Origin of the sequence: Pseudomonas phytophila (genome assembly GCF_025643095.1) — a bacterium.
In the GTDB taxonomy this organism is placed as follows: domain Bacteria; phylum Pseudomonadota; class Gammaproteobacteria; order Pseudomonadales; family Pseudomonadaceae; genus Aquipseudomonas; species Aquipseudomonas quasicaspiana.
This window is the reverse complement of the sequence record NZ_CP081201.1, coordinates 3840089-3858701: the sequence shown is the minus strand read 5'-3', so window position 1 is coordinate 3858701 and position 18613 is coordinate 3840089. Positions and strand designations below refer to the sequence as shown.

The 18613-nt window shown below is 58.8% G+C and carries 15 protein-coding genes; 9 read left to right on the top strand and 6 right to left on the bottom strand.

Annotated features, from left to right (window positions below):
- Window positions 1-156: 156 nt before the first annotated feature.
- Window positions 157-993 carry a transporter substrate-binding domain-containing protein gene (locus K3169_RS17450; protein WP_122394657.1) on the top strand — a complete coding sequence of 279 codons (837 nt, stop codon included), beginning with the start codon at window positions 157-159 and terminating at the stop codon, window positions 991-993.
- Window positions 994-1173: 180 nt separating this feature from the next.
- Here the strand turns inward: K3169_RS17450 and K3169_RS17445 are convergent, their stop codons facing one another.
- Window positions 1174-2601, bottom strand: coding sequence for an MmgE/PrpD family protein (locus K3169_RS17445; protein ID WP_263267248.1), 1428 nt, complete (start codon window positions 2599-2601; stop codon window positions 1174-1176).
- A 201-nt stretch (window positions 2602-2802) separates the two neighbouring features.
- Here K3169_RS17445 and K3169_RS17440 point away from each other — a divergent pair, with 201 nt between their 5' ends.
- The 4 genes from K3169_RS17440 to K3169_RS17425 are packed head-to-tail and all read left to right on the top strand — an operon-like array spanning window position 2803 to window position 5842.
- On the top strand, window positions 2803-3465 hold the full coding sequence (locus tag K3169_RS17440; protein ID WP_206197252.1) for an amino acid ABC transporter permease: 663 nt from the start codon (window positions 2803-2805) through the stop codon (window positions 3463-3465).
- Between the two features lies 1 nt (window position 3466).
- Window positions 3467-4129, top strand: coding sequence for an amino acid ABC transporter permease (locus K3169_RS17435; protein WP_122704036.1), 663 nt, complete (start codon window positions 3467-3469; stop codon window positions 4127-4129).
- Window positions 4130-4145: 16 nt separating this feature from the next.
- Window positions 4146-4916, top strand: coding sequence for an amino acid ABC transporter ATP-binding protein (locus K3169_RS17430; RefSeq protein ID WP_263267247.1), 771 nt, complete (start codon window positions 4146-4148; stop codon window positions 4914-4916).
- Window positions 4917-4930: 14 nt separating this feature from the next.
- Window positions 4931-5842 carry an aminotransferase class IV gene (locus tag K3169_RS17425; protein ID WP_263267246.1) on the top strand — a complete coding sequence of 304 codons (912 nt, stop codon included), beginning with the start codon at window positions 4931-4933 and terminating at the stop codon, window positions 5840-5842.
- Between the two features lie 151 nt (window positions 5843-5993).
- On the opposite strand, the gene K3169_RS17420 is transcribed toward K3169_RS17425, so the two are convergent.
- From K3169_RS17420 to K3169_RS17400, 5 genes are all read right to left on the bottom strand, one after another.
- Window positions 5994-6815, bottom strand: a complete 822-nt coding sequence (locus K3169_RS17420; protein WP_263267245.1) for a class I SAM-dependent methyltransferase — start codon at window positions 6813-6815, stop codon at window positions 5994-5996.
- Between the two features lie 201 nt (window positions 6816-7016).
- Window positions 7017-8657, bottom strand: a complete 1641-nt coding sequence (locus K3169_RS17415; protein ID WP_263267244.1) for a dipeptide ABC transporter ATP-binding protein — start codon at window positions 8655-8657, stop codon at window positions 7017-7019.
- A complete protein-coding gene (locus tag K3169_RS17410) occupies window positions 8654-9571 on the bottom strand; it encodes an ABC transporter permease (RefSeq protein WP_231677129.1) in 918 nt (305 codons plus the stop codon). Before K3169_RS17410 ends, K3169_RS17415 begins: the two co-directional genes overlap by 4 nt.
- A 4-nt stretch (window positions 9572-9575) precedes the next feature.
- A complete protein-coding gene (locus tag K3169_RS17405) occupies window positions 9576-10526 on the bottom strand; it encodes an ABC transporter permease (protein ID WP_095102106.1) in 951 nt (316 codons plus the stop codon).
- The gene (locus tag K3169_RS17400) at window positions 10523-12154 is read right to left on the bottom strand and encodes an ABC transporter substrate-binding protein (protein ID WP_231677130.1); all 1632 of its coding nucleotides are present in this window, start codon (window positions 12152-12154) and stop codon (window positions 10523-10525) included. The genes K3169_RS17405 and K3169_RS17400 overlap by 4 nt, the downstream gene beginning before the upstream one ends.
- 711 nt (window positions 12155-12865) lie before the next feature.
- Here K3169_RS17400 and K3169_RS17395 point away from each other — a divergent pair.
- Genes K3169_RS17395 through K3169_RS17380 form a run of 4 tightly spaced genes read left to right on the top strand, consistent with a single transcriptional unit; the run spans window position 12866 to window position 18480 of the window.
- On the top strand, window positions 12866-13696 hold the full coding sequence (locus tag K3169_RS17395) for a class II aldolase/adducin family protein (protein ID WP_263267243.1): 831 nt from the start codon (window positions 12866-12868) through the stop codon (window positions 13694-13696).
- A 4-nt stretch (window positions 13697-13700) separates the two neighbouring features.
- The gene (locus K3169_RS17390; RefSeq protein ID WP_122397742.1) at window positions 13701-14672 is read left to right on the top strand and encodes an ABC transporter substrate-binding protein; all 972 of its coding nucleotides are present in this window, start codon (window positions 13701-13703) and stop codon (window positions 14670-14672) included.
- Window positions 14673-14677: 5 nt separating this feature from the next.
- On the top strand, window positions 14678-17131 hold the full coding sequence (locus tag K3169_RS17385; RefSeq protein ID WP_122704050.1) for a TonB-dependent receptor plug domain-containing protein: 2454 nt from the start codon (window positions 14678-14680) through the stop codon (window positions 17129-17131).
- Window positions 17132-17145: 14 nt separating this feature from the next.
- Window positions 17146-18480, top strand: coding sequence for an LLM class flavin-dependent oxidoreductase (locus K3169_RS17380; protein WP_122397744.1), 1335 nt, complete (start codon window positions 17146-17148; stop codon window positions 18478-18480).
- Window positions 18481-18613 lie beyond the last annotated feature (133 nt).

Here is an 18613-nt window from a genome sequence, read left to right as displayed (position 1 = left end):
ATCGTTACCTTCGGGTATCTGATTTTTCGGTAGGTTGTTTGTTCTGATATTCCTTGAGGTAATTAAAAACATACTATTAATTCTTTTGAATGCGCTGTGCGAATTGCCATCATTCGTCCCCCCACACGGGTCAACAACGTCAACAGGATCACCTCGATGAAGTCTCTAGGTTTCTACGCGCGAGTCATTGCCGCTGCGCTGCTGTCCACCGTTTCCATCGCTCAGGCCGCAGAGTCGGCCTCGACCTGGAAGCAGATCCACGATTCAGGCGAGCTACGGATTGGTGTCGCTCAGGGGGAGCCCTGGTTTTTCAAGGATCCTGCCACCGAGGAGTGGAACGGCATCGGCTACAACGTGGGCAAGGACATCGCCAAGGAACTGGGCGTCAAACTGGTTACGGTCGAAACTACGTGGGGTAACTCGGTCGCTGCACTTCAATCCGGTCAGATTGACCTGATGCTGGTGCTGGACCCGACTGAAGAACGTCGCAAGGCTGTGGATTTTCCCGAGCAGCCATTCTTCTGGTATGCCCAAGGCGTATTGCTCCGTGACGGCCTGACCGCGACCACCTGGGAAGACTTGGACCGTGACGACGTGCGTATTGGCGTCACCCAGGGCAGCAGTCCGGACTTGATCCTCAGCAAGACCTTCAAAAAGGCCCATCTGGAGCGCTACACCAACATGGACGAAGGCGTTGCTGCGTTTTATGCAGGCCGTGTCGATGGCCTGTCTTACTTCCACCCGGCGCTGGCGCTGCAACAAGCCAAAGTGCGCAAAGGGACGTTGATCCTGCCAACGCCTATCGTCGCGGTGAGCACCAGTGGCGCTGTGCGTTACGAAGATGACAAGACCTTCCGGGATTTCGTCGGCAAGGAATTCGCCAAACTCTATGAAAGCGGAACCACCCAGAAGTACTACGAAGACGCTCTGCGCCTGCGCGGCGTAGACCCAAGCAAAGTACCGCCGGTGATCAAGGAGCAGTGGGCGAAGTAACTCGACACCTGTGAACGAGCTGTAGGAGCTGCCGAAGGCTGAGATAGCGGTGTTTCTGACACAGCTCGGGTCGGCTCTGTGGGAGCTGGGCTTGCCCGCGATACAGACACCGCTGTTTGTCAGGCAGATTACCTGAACCTTATCGCGGGCAAGCCCGGCTCCCACAGGGTTTTGAATTGTTCACGACCCGCCGGCGCCCGAGCGGGGAGAATCAGGTCCAGACAACCCCTCCAGCAATACCGCCACATCCTCGCACTCTTCAATTGCAAACAACCCCGCCAGTATCAATTCGACGTTCTGAGCAGCGCCGCCCAATGGCGCGTACTGGCGGAATTTGTCTGCCACCTGTTCGCGGCTCGATGGCCTTTCACGGCAACCCAGCGGATAGTCCAGTCGTAGGCCGGTAATCATTTCCTCACCCAGTCGTACCAGCACTTGCCCGGCCGGGCGGCGGGTATCGGCCATCAGCGCGTTCAATTCCGGGTCGACCTCGGCAACCACCCGATCCGCCAACGCCTGAATCTGCGGATCATTCATGGTACTTGCTGTATGCCAATCCTGTTTCGCGATACCCAGCGCAAGACAGGCCAGTGTATGAGGCAGGCTGAATTGAGCGTCCACTTCGTTGACCGGTCGCCTGTCCATAAAGTCGCGGGCCTGGGTGGTGCCGGTCAGTACGCGTATCTCGCTGATGGCCGAGGCGTAGAAGGAATAGCTTGATTGCAATTGCTCGAACGACTCCAGCGCCGTGTGTATCCAGCGGCAGGCGGGGTAGTGCTTGAGGCTGGCGTTGGCTGCAAGCCATTCGCTGCCCAGGTCGGCGATTAGTTGGTGTGGATCAAACCGATCGGAGCCGAGCATGCGCCACAAGCCCTGATCACCATCCAGCACCGATTGAGCGCCTACCCACTGATGCTGTTGCAGGCGCACCGCGCGGACCCCGGCCTCGGCGGCTGGTGCGGTGAAGTCCTTGAATGACACCAATGGGCGGGATTCCCAGTTGTATTTACGCAGGCTCGGCAGTGGCGTCAGCGTGCCCGCCAGACCCAGGGCATTTTCCAGACTTGCCGGTTCCAGCTGCATCAGCTTGCCAAACGCAACCGCAGCACCCAAAGCCTGGTGCTGACAAACACCGTACACCTGGCGAAAGCGTTCAATGCTTGGCTGCACAGCGATGATTACCCGAGCGTTGATCTCGTAAGCGGCGATCAGCGCTTCCAGCAATTCAACGCCAGAGGTTTTGCGCAGCCAGAGACCACTGAGTGCCGCAGCTACCAGACTTGCACCCGGATGACCCATTCCGCGGCCATTCACCTCGAAGCCATCGTCATGATCCAGCGCGTTGATTGCCATGCCGTTGTACAGCGCAGCGCCCACCGGTGCCAGACGCACGGAGGTGCCCAACAGCGCGCAGGGGCCCGCAGCGTATTCTTCGATGCAATGCTGCTGGAATCTGACTGCCAGTTCGCTGCGCGTTGAGGCAAGACCGCAGGCGAGGGCGTCGATCAGGTGCAGTTTGATCTGCTCACGCACCACGTCGGGCACGTGCGTCAACTTCAGGTCTGCAGCGAATCGCGCGAGGGTGTGGGTCAGTGAATCGCTGCTCATGGCGGTGCCCGTGTGAAAACATCAAAGGCTACTGCTTACGCAATCGAATGGCATATGGATTGCTAGAACAAAAACGAATATGCAAATGCATATCAGGTATTTATCGCTATTTGTGTCCAGCTATTACCATGCGCGGCCTTTGTCTGGCGAAGGCAATGCTGAGCGGCCTCAGAGGGGAACACCCCAGGAGAGAAACAACGAGTGTATACCTGGAATTTTTCTGCGATATGGCCCTATAGCGGCTTGCTGTTCGAAGGCCTGTTGGGCACGTTGCGTATCGCGCTGGTCTCACTGTTTTTCGGTGTCCTGCTGGGTGCTTTGATGGCGGTGTTGCGCATGTCATCGCGGGCCGTGCTGCGTTACCCGGCGATGGCCTTTATCGGTTTCTACCGCAATACCCCGGCCATCGTGCATTTCTTCTGGTTTTTCTACGCGTTGCCGGTACTGGCACCGGTCAGTCTGTCGCCGTTTACGGCTGCCGTACTGGCGCTGTCGATCCAGTCCAGCGCCTTTTACGCCGAAGTGTTGCGCGGCGGCATTGCGTCCATGGAACGTGGCCAGTGGGAGGGCGCCAAGGCATTGGGCATGACCCAGGCCAGAGTGCTGCGCAGGATCATCCTGCCGCAAGCACTGCGCCGCATGCTCGCACCCTTTCTGGAACGCAGTTTCGAGCTGGTCAAAACCACGGCGCTGGCGTCGTCGCTGGCGTATGCCGAACTCCTGTATCAGGCCATGCAGATCAATACTCAGACGTTCAGGCCACTGGAGGTCTATAGCGTGATTGCCGTGATGTATTTCAGTGTGCTGTTTGCGGCGAGTCTGGCCAGCCAGCGTCTTGAACGTCACCTGGCGAGGAGCGCTTGAGATGGATTACACCTGGGATTTCCAGATCGTCATCGACAACTTGCCAGTGCTGCTGCGTGGGCTGAAAGTCACCCTGCAATTGTTTGTGATCGCCGCGCTGGTTGGCGTGCCAGTCGGGCTGATGCTGGGCGTCGCGCGTTTGTCGCCCAAGCGGCGCGTTACCTTGCCCGCCGTGGCCTTTATTGAGGTGTTCCGCAACACGCCAGTGTTGATTCAACTGATCTGGATCTATTACGCCTTTCCGGTCTTGCTGGGCGTGCGCTTCACGCCATTCTTCGCGGCGGCGCTGGCGCTGAGCTTGTACACCGCGGCCTACTGCGCGGAAATTTTTCGTGCCGGTCTTCAGTCGGTAGTCCGCGGTCAGTGGGAGGGCGCCAAAGCGCTGGGCATGAGCCGTGCCCGTGCGTTACGGCGGATCATCTTGCCGCAGGCCTGCCAGCGCATGCTTCCCGCACTGACCAATCGCATGATTGAACTGGTCAAGGTGACGTCACTGGCCTCGACCCTGGCAGTGACCGAAGTGATGTATCAGGGGCGCTTGCTCAGCTCCAGCTACTATCGACCGCTGGAAATTCTGACGGTGGTTGCGCTGCTGTATTTCTGCCTGATCTGGCCGTTCAGCTTCCTCGCTGCGCGCCTTGAACGCCGTCTGGCGCTTCGCTGATTTGTTGAGAATTGTCATGACCGAACAACCGTTGTTCCGTATACGCCAGTTGCACAAGAATTTCGATCAGCCAGTGCTAAAAGGGATTGATCTGAACGTCCGTCGCGGTGAACGCATCGCCATCATCGGTGGCAGCGGATCGGGTAAGAGCACGTTGCTGCGCTGCCTGAATTTCATGGAAATGCCCACCAGCGGCGAGATCGAACTCAATGGCGTGCTGCTGGGAGAGGAGCGTGGCGGTGAGCGCTCCTATCAAGAGCGTCAACTGCGCGAAGTACGCGAACGGGTCGGCATGGTCTTTCAGCAGTTCAACCTGTTCCCGCACATGAGCGTGCTGGAAAATGTCATGGAAGGGCTGATCTCGGTGAAAAAGATCCCGCAGGCCGAAGCGCGTGAACGTGCGTTGGCGCAGCTGGAAAAAGTCGGTCTGGCCGACCGCCGCGATACTTACCCGGGGCGTTTGTCAGGCGGTCAGCAACAGCGCGTGGCGATTGCTCGTGCGTTGGTCATGGAACCTGAGGTCTTGCTGTTTGACGAGCCGACGTCTTCGCTTGACCCCGAATTGGTCGGCGAAGTCCTGCGGGTGATTCGCCAACTGGCTGACGAAGGTCGCACCTTGTTGCTGGTGACTCACGAACTGGGCTTCGCTTACCACTTTGCCGAGCGGGTACTGTTTCTCGAAAATGGCGTCATCCATGAGCAGGGCACGCCTGATCAAGTGCTGAAGAACCCGCAGCAACCCCGTACCCAGGAATTCCTCGCCCGCTTTGCCGAGCGTTCTTTTTAAGACCGGAGACCCCCATGCTTTCAACCACCAGCAGTCAGGCGTATGCACCAGACCCGCGCAATGCGGACGTCAAGGTCTACCTCAACGGTGAGTTCGTTCATCGCGATGCCGCCAAGGTATCGATCTTCGACGCCGGTTTTGTCTGCGGCGATGGCGTCTGGGAAGGACTGCGACTGGTGCAAGGCCGTCTGGTTGCCCTGCAGGCGCATCTGGACCGGTTGTTCGAAGGTGCGTTGAGTATCGATCTCGATATTGGCCTGACCCGTGCCGAAGTCGAAAAAGTGCTCTGGGATACCCTGGCTATCAATGGCATGACTGACGGTGCACACTTGCGTCTGATGGTCACCCGTGGGCGCAAAAGCACGCCCAATCAGGATCCGCGCTTCATCATTGGCAAGGCGACTGTGGTGTGTGTAGCTGAGTACAAGGTCGTCGATCTGGAAGCCAAGGCAAGAGGCATTTCGCTGTTCACCTCGACCTACCGTTGCAGCACGCCGGACGTGTTTGATTTGCGGCTCAACTCCCACAGCCGTCTGAACCTGATCCAGGCTTTGCTGCAAGCGTTGCACGCGGGTGCCGATGAGGCTTTGATGCTCGACAGCCGGGGCTTCGTCGCCAGCTGCAACTCCACCAACTTCTTCATCGTGCGCAAAGGTGAACTGTGGACGTCATCGGCGCATTGCTGCTTCAACGGCATTACCCGCCAGACCCTGGTCAGTCTGGCGCGTGAAAACGGTATCAAGGTTCACGAAGGCGAATTCACGCTGGCTCAGGTCTATAGCGCCGATGAGGCGTTCGTCACCGGCACGCTCGCGGGCATCACCCCGGTGAAAGTGGTGGATGGCCGTCCGATTGGTTCGGGCGAACGCACGGTGAGTGAGCGGTTAAATGCGCTTTATCAGCAGCACATCAGCCAGCCTGTGTAGCTCTTGGATGGAAACGCTGACCTGTGGGAGCTGGGCTTGCCCGCGATAAGGCTGGACGCGATTCGCGTTAGATCGCGTCCAGCCTTATCGCGGGCAAGCCCAGCTCCCACACAGACTGCACAGGTCTGCATTCCAGGTCATAAGCTGTGCCCTAATTACCCACCGGCTTCACAAACCGCAACGTGAACCGGTCTGATTCGCCAATCGCTGCATATTTCGCCCGGTCCTGATCGCCCGGTTTGTACGACGGCGGTAAGGTCCAGACGCCTGCGGAGTAGTCTTTGCTGTCTTTGGGGTTGGCGTTGACCTCGCTTTGCGCTTCCAGCTTGAAGCCTGCATCCGTGGCCAGTTTCACCACGTAATCAGTAGGCAGATAGCCGCTGGCTTTGATGCTGCTGACATCCGCTCCGTCTTTGGCCCGGTGATCCACCACGCCCAGCACGCCACCGGGTTTGAGCACCTTGAAAAACGCGGCGAACATCTGCGGCGCGTCATCGGCCAGAACCCAGTTGTGAACATTGCGGAAGGTCAGCACGCGGTCTGCTGAACCGGGTTTGCCGAACACCGGTGCCTGGGGGTCGAACTCGATGGTTTCGGCTTTGCTGTAACGGGCCGGGTCAGCCTTGAATTTCTGCGTCAGGCCGTCGGCGGCGTTTTTGTAATAGTCGCCGGAAGAGGGGGCCTGAACCGCTGCCACGTAACGTCCGTGGTCCTTGAGCAACGGCGCGAGGATTTCGCTGTACCAGCCACCCCCCGGGGTGATCTCGATTACCGTCTGCTGAGCCTGCAGACCGAAGAACTTCAATGTCTCTTGTGGATGACGATACCTGTCGCGAGCGCTGTTTTCCTTTGTTCGCCATGAGCCTTCAAGCACTTTCCGGTACTGCGCATCAGTGATGTCCGTTGTCGCAGCCTGGCTGAGGGCTGGTGCGAGAAGCGAGGCGAGGGTCAAAGCCAGAAGGGTGCGGGTCATGATTGTCCTTGTGGGATGTGTACCAACATAGAGCTGTAAACACAGTACCTGTAGGAGTGAGCTTGCTCGCGATTCGGTCTATCAGTCGATGAATATATTGCCTGTGCTGACGCTATCGCGAGCAAGCTCACTCCTACAGAAGAGCATTCCAAATCATATGGTTATATTTTGTTTGATGAGCGCTGCCGAATGGATTTCAATTCAATACTGCGCTGCCACCTCAAGCCGTCGCCCCGGTATCGCATCAATCAGCTCACGGGTATACGCCGCTTTCGGCTGGTGGAAAATTTCGCTGGCAGCGCCTTGTTCGACGGTCTTGCCCTGGCGCAGTACCAGCACCTGATGAGCCACGCTGGCGACCACCGCGAGGTCGTGAGACACCAGCACATAGGCGATGCCCAGTTCGCGTTGCAATTCCACCAGCAGATTAAGAATCTGCGCCTGTACCGACACGTCGAGGGCGGAGACCGGTTCATCGAGCAGCAGCAAGTCCGGTTGCAACGCCAGTGCCCGGGCGATGGCGACTCGCTGTCTCTGGCCACCGGAAAGCTCCCGTGGCAAACGGTCAAGATAAGCCACCGGCAGATGCACCCGCTCGATCAGCTTGCGTGCGGCCTGTTCCAGGTCCCGGCCTTTGAGCAGTCCGAACGACACCAGCGGTTCAATGATGCTCTCGAACAAGGTGAAACGCGGATCCAGGGCGGCGAACGGGTTTTGCTGGACCAGTTGCATGCGGCGCCGCAGCGGGCGAAAGTCACGCCAACCCAGGTGAGTAATGTCCTGATCTTCGAACAACACGCGGCCTTGAGTCGGTTTTTCCAGCCCTAACGCAATGCGCAACGCGGTGCTTTTACCCGAGCCGGACTCGCCCACAATGGCCAGCGTTTGCCCCGGATAGACCTTGAAATTGACGTCTTCAAGGGCCTGGAATTCAGCGTTTTCGCCCTTCACATAGGGCAACCGAAACGACTTGCCGACATTCTCCAGCGTCAGAATCGGCGCTGCACCCTTCGCCAGAGTGCGAGGTGCAACGGGCGTCTTGCGCTGGCCGAAAGCGGGCGCGGCGGCTATCAATGCCTGGGTGTAGGAGTGACTCGGGCTTATGAGAATCTGCTGCGGCGGACCTTGTTCGACCAGTTCACCGCTTTTCATCACCAATACCCGATCCGCGCGATCCGCAGCCACGCCCAGATCGTGGGTGATGATCAGCAGCGAAATACCGCGCTCGGCCACCAGCCGTTGCAGGTGGTCAAGAATCTTGCGTTGCACCGTCACGTCCAGCGCGCTGGTGGGTTCGTCGGCGATGATCAGCCGAGGATTTCCCGCCAGAGCAATCGCAATCAGCACCCGTTGGCGCATGCCACCCGACAGTTCGTGGGGATATTGCCGGGCGCGCAGCAGTGGTTTGTCCAGACCCACCTGTTGCAGCAACTCCAGCACATCAGCGTCCACGGCAGCATAACGACGGCCGTGGGCCTGAATTAGCGCCTCGCCGATTTGCTTGCCTATGCGCAGCGTGGGATTCAAACCGACCATGGGGTCCTGCGGCACCAAACCGATGGTGCTGCCACGAAGCTGGCGCTTCTGCCGTTCAGAGGCGTGGGTCAGGTCCGTGCCGTCGACCCACAGTTCGCCGCCGGTCAATATGGCGTTGTCCGGTAATAGCCCAAGAATGGCGTTGGCCATGGTGGACTTGCCGGAACCGGACTCACCGACAATGGCCAGGGTTTCCCCTTTGGCGACCTGAAAGGAAACGCCGCGCACAGCCTGATTGACCTGCCCGCCAAAACGGTAAGCAACGGCCAGTTGGCGCACGTCGATCAATGCATCCGTGATGCTCATCGTTGAGTCTCCTCAAGGGTGCGGGCGATGTGGTTGAAGCTGAAGACGACGGCGACGACGAACAGCCCCGGCAACAACGACACCCACGGCGCGGTCATCAGGAAGTGACGACCGTTGGCGATCAGCGTGCCCCATTCAGCGGCAGGCGGCTCCGCGCCAAAACCGAGAAAGCTCAGGCCCGCAGTCGCGAGAATCGCCGCGCCGAAATCCAGTGTTGCCAGTACTGCAACCGGGCCCCAGGCGTTGGGCAGGATGTGGCGCAGCAAGGTCCGGGTCCAGCTGGCGCCGCCCAGACGCGCCGCTTCAACGTAGGGCAGGGTTTTGATGCGCAGCACTTCGGCTCGCGTGGTGCGGGCGAAACCGGGGATGATCCCTACGCCCACGGCGATGGCCACCGGGATGGTGCCGAAGCCGATCGCGGTAACGATAGCCAGCGCGAGCAGCAGGCCTGGCAGTGCCAGCAGTACATCAATGAAACGCATGATCGCGGCATCGATGCGCCCGCCAGCGAAACCGGAGACGATGCCCAGGCTCAAGCCACCCGCCAGCGCGATGCCCACGGCCAGCAATGCTGCCTGTACCGAGAGGCCCGATCCGTAAACCACGCGGGTGTAGAGGTCTCGGCCGAGTTCATCGGTGCCGAACCAATGCACGCCATTGGGTGGAGTGAGTTTGTCGACGGGGGAGGTGGCGTAAGGCGCAAAGTCGGTGAGCAGGTTAGGCGCCACGGCGGACAACAACGCAAAGGCGATGATTGCCACCGCCAGCACGAAGCCTGGTCGGCGCAACAGCGGTTGGGTGGCCTCCAATGCCCGGCTGAAACGACTGCGACGTCGCCACAGCGCGGGCGGTGCCGGATCCGTTTTGGTGAAGCTGCGGGCCAGACGTTCAAGGCGATTATCAAAAATAGTCATGGCGTCAGGAGACCTTTGGTGTGTGGGCGATACGTGGGTCGAGGGCGGGGTAGAGCAGGTCAACGATCAGATTGATCAGAACAAAGGCCGCCGCCGAAACTGCGACGATTGCCAGTACCACGGGGATGTCCTGGCGTAATACGGCTTCTTGCGCGAGGCGACCGACTCCAGAACGGGCAAAGATCGTCTCGACCAGTACGGCTCCGGAGACGGTATTGCCCACTTGCAGACCGATCAGGGTCAGCAACGGCAGGGCTGCATTCTTGAACGCATGCCGGGCCTGAACCTGGGCACGGCTCAGGCCTTTGGCATAGGCGGTAATGATGTAGGGTTCTTTCCAGACACCTTGGAAGCCGCGTTGCAACACTTGGGCATAAACCGCAGCGCTGGGAATCGCCAGAGTGACGGCGGGCAGGATCAGGCTGGAGAAACCCTGATTGCCGGTGGCCGGAAACCAGCCCAGGGTAAAGGCAAATAACTGAATCAGCAGCAGCCCCATCCAGAACACTGGCACCGAAAAGCCCAGCGAGGGCAATCGGGCCAGTGCGACCTTGAGCGGCTGCCAGCGTACATAAGCGGTGAGGTAGGCCAGACCGATGCCGCCAATCAATGAAAATACGATGGCCAGACCGGCCAGCGCCAGGGTCTGCGGCAAGCGCTCGACGAGCAATTCTGCCACAGGGCGGTTGAGGGTCAGCGAGCTGCCGAAATCACCCTGCACCGCGCCCCACAGCAAGTGAAAGTACTGCTGGAAAATCCCGCCATCCAGACCGTAATAGGCTTGTGCCTTGGCGATTTCTTCAGGCGACAGCGCGTCGATTTCGACACCCGACGCACTGAGCATGATCGACAGCGTGTCACCCGGCAGTAAATACAGGATGAAGTACGTCACGCTGTACGCACCCCACAATACCAGCAGCGCCTGGCCAATCCGGCCGATCACATAGCGGCTCATGGCGCTGCAATCTCGATGTCGTTGAGCAGGGCGAAGCCTTCTGCAGTCCAGTAGAAGTTATGGACTTTCTTGGCGGTCGCGGCCTGCCAGACGCGCTCGTAGATCGGGAATGCCGAGCCTTCTTCAATCAACAGATCCTGCAGATCGCCGTAAGCCTTGGCGCGCTGTTCGGCCTGTGTGGCAGTCAGGCCCGCATCAAACAGTTCCAGTGCCTTGGGCAGGGTTTCCGGTGCATACAGGTTGGTGGCCAGGGTCGAGCTGTTGGCCGAGCGCGGATCAATAATGGTTTGCAGAATGATCGGGTCGGCACGGGTCATGTAGGTAGAGGTCAGGTCATAGTTGCCCGAGGCGTTGGCGGCCGCCCATTCAGCGGTGGTCAGCACATTGAGCTTGAGTTCGATGCCTATCTTGCGCAGTTGGTCCTGAATCAGCACATCGCCTGCGGTTTCCGCTGGCGACAAGTTGTAGACCAGCTTGAGTCGTTTGCCGTCCTTGCTGCGATAGCCGTCCTGACCTTTTTGCCAGCCTGCGTCATCCAGCAGTTTTTCCGCGCCTTGCGGGTCATAGCTGAGCGTGTCGGCCTTGTTCTTGTAGTACGGCGTGGTGACGTCATAGATGCTGGTCACCACCGGGAACTGCGGGTTGTACACGGTCGCGGCATAGGTCTTGCGGTCGATGCCTTTTTGCAGCGCAAGCCGCACATTGCGATCTGCCAGGATGCGCGTGCCACGGGTGTTGGGGTAGAAGTTCAGCGCCGGGCCAGGCAACGAACGGCTCTGAATCGTGGCGCCCTTGGATTTGAACAGGTTCAGATCGACTTCAGAGAAGGGCGCGCGAGGCCAGAGAATATCCACCTGGCCTTGTACGAACTGGCCGTTGCGCACGCTTTCTTCCGGCACGTAGCTGACCTCGACGGTATTGAGGTGCGCTTCGCCTTTGTTCTTCGCATTGGCGGACGGCCAGGCATAGCCCTTGCGCTTGACCAGCTTCAGGCCGCTTTCCGGGGTGTAGCGCTCCAGCACGAACGGCCCGGTGCCAATAATGGCGCCCAGCGAACGTTCCTTGACGCTGAGCTTGTAGGATTCCGGCGCCAGAATCGAAAGGTTGGTGGTTGAGGTGGCTTGCAGGAATCCTGCGTTAGGGGTGGACAACACCAGCTTCACGGTGAAGTCATCGACGACTTCTGCGTGATCGTAGCCCTTCAGATAAGTCGCGCCGAACGTGGTAGGCAGTTGCGCCGCAAAGGCCTTGTTGGAGTCATAGGCGGCTTTCACTGCCTGGGCATCGAAACGCGTGCCATTGCTGAAGGTCACGTCTTTGCGCAGATGGAACGTGTATTCCAGCGCGTTATCACTGACTTCCCAGCTTTCAGCCAGCCAGGGAATGATCTTCCCGTTTTGCGGGTCCTGATCGGTCAACGACTCGGCAACGTTGCGCAAAACTACGCGATGCTCCAGCCAGTAAACCTGGAAGGGATCGAGGCTGACGAGTGTGGTGTTGTCGCGAAAGAAAGCGATCTTCAGGGTCTTGTTGGCTTCCAGATCCTGAGCGGACGGTGAGCAGCCCAGCAGGGTGGCGGCGGTGGCGCAGGCGGCCAGCAGGCGAAATAACGGGAAACGTTTACTCATCGCGCAATCCTCGACCCTTGACCCATGAGACTGTGTATTGCAACGCCTGGGGCGCGGTTGGGTATTGCCAAGGAATGTCTCAGATGCATGGATGGATCCTTTACACAGCGGGAGTTGGGCAGATGGGAAGGCTGACAAGAGCGCAGGGTCAGGTTGTCTTTCTAAGACCGTATTCTTATGGTTGGCTGCTGTAAAAGGCTTTTTGCTTCTAAGCTAATATGTATTTTATTGATTAGTTTGAGATTTGATTATGCTCAATATTTATTTCAAGCTCTTCGGGGGCGTGTCCGTCGCCCGGTCGATCCTGAGAAGTGAGACTGACTGATGGGTTGAGATTTTTTATATGCCTAAACTGAATGTTATATGCGTGTATAAATAATAAAATTAAATATTACGTTAGACCAATAAGGAATTTCACAAGGCTGTTTTCTTGCTTTAGGTTCTTAAGCGTCAGCCGTAAAAACGGCCACAACACGATGACTCGACCCGACCCCTCGCACGGTGGAGGAGAGCAGCAGCCAGCCTTTATGCGAGGGACCCCGATCATGACGATCTAGCGTTATTGCCCATTTCTCCGACCCGTCGACAACCCACGTCGCGTGGTCCGGAACTCCTAAATGCCAACCTGTCAACGCGCTCCAATGTGCGCAGCGATTGCGTTCGCCTGAAGAAAAAAGCTCGGCAACACGAGCACTGCTTGAGTAGAACCGAATGAGCCATGCACCCTTCATCCCCCGAAGCATTTACAGCCTGCCCAACAGCAATAACCGTCTGACCCTCGATAGCGTCCCGCGCCACGACGACCTGCTGCAAGAGCGGCTGCATCGCAAGCAACGTCTGGCGGCGGCTTATCGCCTGTTTTCACGTTATGGATTCGAAGTCGGCCTGGCCGGGCATTTCACCGCTCGCGATCCGATTGAAACCGATCACTACTGGATCAACCCGCTGGGCGTGCCGTTTTCGCAGATCAGTGTTTCGCAACTGCTGCGCGTCGATGCCCAAGGGCAAGTCGTCGAAGGTGACGGGCTGCTCAATACCAGCGCACTGGATTTGCATTACGGCTTGCAGCAAGCCCGTCCGGAAGTCGTCGGCATTGCTCATTTGCATGGTTTCTACGGGCGCACATGGTCATCGCTGGCGCAGCTTTTTGATCCGATTACGGCCGAAGCCGGAGCCTTTGTCGGCGATCAGGCAATCTTTCCGCGTCATGCGTTACGCAAAGCCGACGGCAGCCTGGAGCATGACCGCGACATCGTGACCGGGGCATTCGTCGACAGCTTTGCAGGCAACAATCTTTTGTTCTGGCAAAACCACGGTGTCTGGACGGTGGGAGAAACGGTCGAGAGCGCGGCCTGGCGTTTCATTCTTGCTGAAGACGTAGCGCGCTCGCACTTGCTGGCTCGTGCTGCCGGGGTGCCGGTGATCCCGCAAGTGGAGCCGCCAAGTGCCCAGAGCAAGGCGCGCAACGAGCTGTTTGCCTGGCTCAATTTCCAGCCGTTGTGGGACGAGATCATCGCCCGGCAACCTGATCTGTTGGCCTGAGGACATGGTTGCTATTACCCGACGCCAACTGCTGACCGGCAGTGCGCTTGCGGCAGCCGGTGGCTTGCTGGCCTCCCTTACGCCGCCAGTGTTCGGCGCTGAGCAGGCGCCACTGCGGGTCTGGCGCTATAAAGGCTCGGCAGCCTCGTTCATGGGGCTGGCCGGACAACTCGATACGCCTTATCCCGTCGAGTGGATCGACATTGGCGGCGGCAACCTGGTCCTCGAAGCCCTGAACAGTGACAGCCTCGACTATGTGTACATGAGCGAGATCCCGCCGATCTTCGCGTCCATTGCCAAGGTGCCGATTGCCTTGGTGGCGACGATTCCCGGTGATGTCAGCGACATTGGCATCGTGGTGCGCAATGACGCCGATATCCAGCAGGTTGCGGACCTGAAGGGCAAGAAGATCAGTTATGTGCGGGCCACCAACACCCATTACTTCCTGTTGCGCCTGCTCAATCAGCACGGCCTGTCTCTGAAGGATGTGCAGCCGATTCCCATGCCGATCCAGGAAGCCTTGATCGCGTTTCGCAGCGGGCATCTGGATGCCGTGATCGGCGGCGGTATTTCTGTGCTTCAGTCCGTGCAGTCCGGCGGCACCCGCTTGCATAACGTCAGCGATTACCGGGGCAACACGCTGATCGCTACGACGCAACGCGCCTTGCAGGATCCAGTACGCAGCGCGCAGGTCGCTGATTTTCTTCTGCGTGAGCGTGCCACCTGGGCCTGGGTACAAAACAACCCTGAGGCCTGGGCGCGGCGTAATCAGGAGATCACCGGCATCGATGCGCAACTGTATCTGGATCAGTTGCGCCTGCGTGGCGAAGCGCAGCGCATGGTGCCGGTTTCCGAGCAGTCCATCGCCTCCCAGCAGCAAGTAGCCGATGCCTTTTTTGAACATCAGTTGATTCGCCAGCAGGTCGACGTGCGACCGCTGTGGCGTAACGACTTCAAGCAGATTCTGGAAAGTTGATTCTTATGAAAATGAACTCTCACGCGGTGGCGACTCCGCTGGCACCGTGGTTTTTCGCAGGTTTCAGCTTGCTGCCGGTCATGGCATTTGCCGCTGACAGCAGCACCGATACCCTGGATACAGTAATCGTCACCGGTTCCCGGGGCAGTGAGGCACGGACCGTAACCAGCAGTCCGGCACCGATTGACGTAATCAGTGCTCAGCAGCTGGAAAAAACCGGCTCCGGCAGCCTGCGCGGGGCATTGGAAAAGTCCTTGCCGTCCTTCAGTCAGCGACCGTCCGGCAGTTCCAACGACAGCATTGCCCGGCCATACAGCCTGCGCGGTCTGAACGGTTCCAATGTGCTGGTGCTGGTCAACGGCAAGCGTCGCCATAACAGCGCCGTCATCAACCTGGATTCGACGGCGGCTTATGGCACCAACCCGGTGGATCTGGACATGATCCCGATCAGCGCCATCGACCACATCGAAGTGCTGCGTGACGGTGCGTCAGCCCAATACGGTTCGGACGCCATCGCCGGGGTGATCAATATCATCCTCAAGCAGAATGACAATGGCGGCACGGCCAGCACTCAGTTTGGCGAGTATTACAAAGGCGACGGCGAGATTATCAAGCAGGCCCTCAACGCCGGTTTTGCGCTGCCCAACGACGGCTTCTTCAATTTTTCGCTGGACGCCAAGTCGCAGCAGACCGCCGTCCGTTCGAGGGATGCGACGGGCGCGCTGTATTACCCGCAAGCCGATGGCTCGGCTGATCCGCGAGAAGCAAGCACTAATCGTGAACTGCAAAAGAACGGTTTGCCGAAAATCAAAGCCATCAACGTCGGCTATAACGCCGAGCTGCCGCTCAATGACGACTTGAGCCTGTATTCCTTTTCCACTCTGAGCAAGCGCGATGCGCGGGGCGGGCAGAACTACCGACGGCCGAACTCGACCAACATCATCCCCGAGATTTACCCCGACGGGACGGCGCCGTTCTATACCCTTGAAGAGATCGACTATCAGGTCGCCGCAGGTGCCAGGGGGCTGGTCAAGGAGTGGAATTGGGATCTGAGTTCGACTTTTGGCCGCGACAAAGGCCAGGCCGGTACCGACGAAACACTCAACGCGTCTCTGGGGCCGTCCAGTCCGACGCATTTCGATACCTACTCCAACACCTTCGATCAATGGACTAATAACCTCGACCTGACCCGTGCTTTCGAGGTCGGTCTGGCTAAACCCTTGCAGGTTTCCTGGGGCGCGGAGCATCGCCATGAGCGTTACAAGACTGAGTCCGATGACCCGCTTTCGTATATCAATGGCGGCTACGTTTACCCGAGCGGGCCGCTGGCCGGAAGACCGGCAGCCATCGGTGCGCAGGGTGCGATTACCCTCACACCTGAAGACGAGGGGCAGAACAGCCGAAACAGCTACGCGACCTATCTGGACCTGGGCATCAACCCCACCGAAAAGCTTTACGTGGGGGTTGCCGGGCGTTTTGAAAAGTATGACGACAGCTCCGGCAACACTGCCAGCGGCAAACTCGCGCTGCGCTACGATTTCACTCCCGAGTTTGCCGTCCGCGGCACGCTGAGCAACGGTTTCCGGGCGCCTTCGCTGTCGCAGTCCACCTACGCGCAGACTTCGAACCAGTACACCTCGGTCAACGGCGTGCTGCAGTTCGTTGAAGCCAAGACCGCCCGGGTCGATTCGGCGTTGGCCAAGGCATTGGGGGCCAGCGATCTGGACCCGGAAAAGTCACGCAACATCAGCGTGGGCTTCACCTATAAGCCTGTGCCCGCAGCCAACCTGACCCTCGATGCTTACCAGATCGAAATCAAGGACCGTATCGGGCTGACCGGCTTTCTGTCCGGCAACAGCGTCGATCAGATTCTTCAGCAACAGGGCTATCGACCCGGCTACCGGGTGAAGTACTTCACCAACGCGGCCGACACCACCACCCGCGGTGTCGACCTGGTCACCGACTACAAAGTCGATTACGGCCGCTACGGCAGCGTCAAATACGGCCTTGCGTTCAACTACAACAAGACCGAAATAGACAGCGTCAAATCCACTCCGTCGGCGCTGGCTTCTACCGGACTTGAGCTGTTCGACCGGGTTGCCCAAGGCTATCTGACCGTGGCCAATCCCAAGACCAAGTTGATTCTCAGCGGTAACTGGCAGGTCGATAAATTCAACATCAACCTGGCGCTCAATCGCTACGACAAGGTCATCTCCCGTGACGTCAATCCTGACTTTGACGTGACCTTCGGTGCCAAGTGGATCACCGATCTGGAGGTCGCTTACGCGGTGACCGACAGCCTTGGTGTGGCAGTCGGCGCCAACAACCTGTTCGACGTGCGTGCTGACAACAACGCTTACCCCGCTGGCGACGTCAACGGTTTTCCCAAATTCGGCAGCATCTCGCCGTTCGATCCCTACGGTGGCCTCTGGTACACCCGTGTGAGTTACACCTTCTGACAGGGGCATCAAGTATGAGCACTGCAAAACCACAGATCATCCTTGGCGCGTTTATTCCCAGCGCCGGGATTTTAGGCTCCAGCTGGCGTCATCCGCAGGCTGCCGCGGACTCATTCAAGGATTTCGATCACTTTCGCTGGATCGCCGAGACCCTTGAAAAAGCGCGTTTCCACACGCTGTTTTTCAATGACAGCCTGAACGTCGATCTGGACCTGGATGCGTTGGCGCGTGGCCCGAACAGCGTGCGCTGGGACCCATTGGTGCTGATGCCGGCGCTGGCGCTGGTCACCCGCGACATCGGCCTGATCGGCACCGCGAGTACCACCTATAACGAGCCGTACAACATTGCCCGCAAGCTGGCCAACATCGACCATCTGAGTGGCGGCCGGGCAGGCTGGAATCTGGTCACATCGCTGGGCGGCGGCGAGAACTTCAACCTGGATGCTCACGTTCAGCACGCCGACCGTTATGAGCGCGCCGAAGAGTTTTATGACGTGGTCACCGGCCTCTGGGACAGCTGGGAAGATGACGCTTTTGTGCAGGACAAGGCCAGCGGCACCTGGCTAGACGTGGAAAAAATGCACGTGCTCGATCACCACGGCAAATCGTTCCAGGTCAAAGGCCCGCTGAACGCAGCGCGGCCCATTCAGGGTTATCCGGTGATTGCCCAGGCGGGCTCCTCAGATGCCGGTCGTGCCTTGGCGTCGAGGGCGGGGGAGCTAGTGTTCACGGCGCAACATACGGTGGAGCAGGGCCAGGCGTTCTACACCGAAATCAAGCAACGTGCGGCCGCGTTGGGGCGTAATCCCGATCACCTGAAAGTGCTGCCGGGTGTCTCGCCGGTGGTGGGGCGCACCCAGGCCGAGGCTCAGGCCAAGTACGACCGTTTGCAGGAGTTGCTTGATGCCAAGACCTTCCTGCGCACCATTTCGCGGTTTACCAGCCTCGGGTTTGATCTCTCCGAATTGCCCTTCGACGAAGTGGTGCCGTTACCGCCGGAACAGTTCGACACCAACACCCATAAGAGTCGCCAGAAGCTGGTCTTCGATCTGATTCGCCGTGAGCGGCCGACGGTGCGGCAGCTGTTCAACAAGCTGACATCGGGCGGGCACCGCATTTTGATCGGGACGCCTGAAAGTATTGCCGACGACTTCCAGCAATGGTTCGAAGCGGGAGCAGCAGACGGTTTCAATGTGATGTTCAGCGGCCTGCATGAAAGCATCAGTGATTTTGCCGAAGGCGTCGTGCCCGAACTGCAACGTCGCGGCCTGTTCCAGCGTGAATACCAGGGCAAAAGCCTGCGGGAAAACCTCGGCTTGCCGTATGTCGCGAATCGGCATGCGCGCTGAGACCTGCAGAATCAATTGGATCTTCTGGGAGCGGGGCTGCCCGCGATAGGAACGCTGTGGTTCGAAGGTATACCGAGGCGTCCTTATCGTCGGAATGCCGCCCAGACCAAGCACCGCTCCCACAAAAGATCGC

Excerpts from the sequence above, each read along its gene's own strand:
- K3169_RS17415 (WP_263267244.1), bottom strand. The coding sequence starts at position 8,657 with ATGAGCATCACGGATGCATTGATCGACGTGCGCCAACTGGCCGTTGCT.
- K3169_RS17435 (WP_122704036.1), top strand. The coding sequence starts at position 3,467 with ATGGATTACACCTGGGATTTCCAGATCGTCATCGACAACTTGCCAGTG.
- K3169_RS17390 (WP_122397742.1), top strand. The coding sequence starts at position 13,701 with ATGGTTGCTATTACCCGACGCCAACTGCTGACCGGCAGTGCGCTTGCG.
- K3169_RS17395 (WP_263267243.1), top strand. The coding sequence starts at position 12,866 with ATGAGCCATGCACCCTTCATCCCCCGAAGCATTTACAGCCTGCCCAAC.
- K3169_RS17380 (WP_122397744.1), top strand. The coding sequence starts at position 17,146 with ATGAGCACTGCAAAACCACAGATCATCCTTGGCGCGTTTATTCCCAGC.
- K3169_RS17385 (WP_122704050.1), top strand. The coding sequence starts at position 14,678 with ATGAAAATGAACTCTCACGCGGTGGCGACTCCGCTGGCACCGTGGTTT.
- K3169_RS17420 (WP_263267245.1), bottom strand. The coding sequence starts at position 6,815 with ATGACCCGCACCCTTCTGGCTTTGACCCTCGCCTCGCTTCTCGCACCA.
- K3169_RS17400 (WP_231677130.1), bottom strand. The coding sequence starts at position 12,154 with ATGAGTAAACGTTTCCCGTTATTTCGCCTGCTGGCCGCCTGCGCCACC.
- K3169_RS17410 (WP_231677129.1), bottom strand. The coding sequence starts at position 9,571 with ATGACTATTTTTGATAATCGCCTTGAACGTCTGGCCCGCAGCTTCACC.
- K3169_RS17405 (WP_095102106.1), bottom strand. The coding sequence starts at position 10,526 with ATGAGCCGCTATGTGATCGGCCGGATTGGCCAGGCGCTGCTGGTATTG.
- K3169_RS17425 (WP_263267246.1), top strand. The coding sequence starts at position 4,931 with ATGCTTTCAACCACCAGCAGTCAGGCGTATGCACCAGACCCGCGCAAT.
- K3169_RS17450 (WP_122394657.1), top strand. The coding sequence starts at position 157 with ATGAAGTCTCTAGGTTTCTACGCGCGAGTCATTGCCGCTGCGCTGCTG.
- K3169_RS17445 (WP_263267248.1), bottom strand. The coding sequence starts at position 2,601 with ATGAGCAGCGATTCACTGACCCACACCCTCGCGCGATTCGCTGCAGAC.
- K3169_RS17430 (WP_263267247.1), top strand. The coding sequence starts at position 4,146 with ATGACCGAACAACCGTTGTTCCGTATACGCCAGTTGCACAAGAATTTC.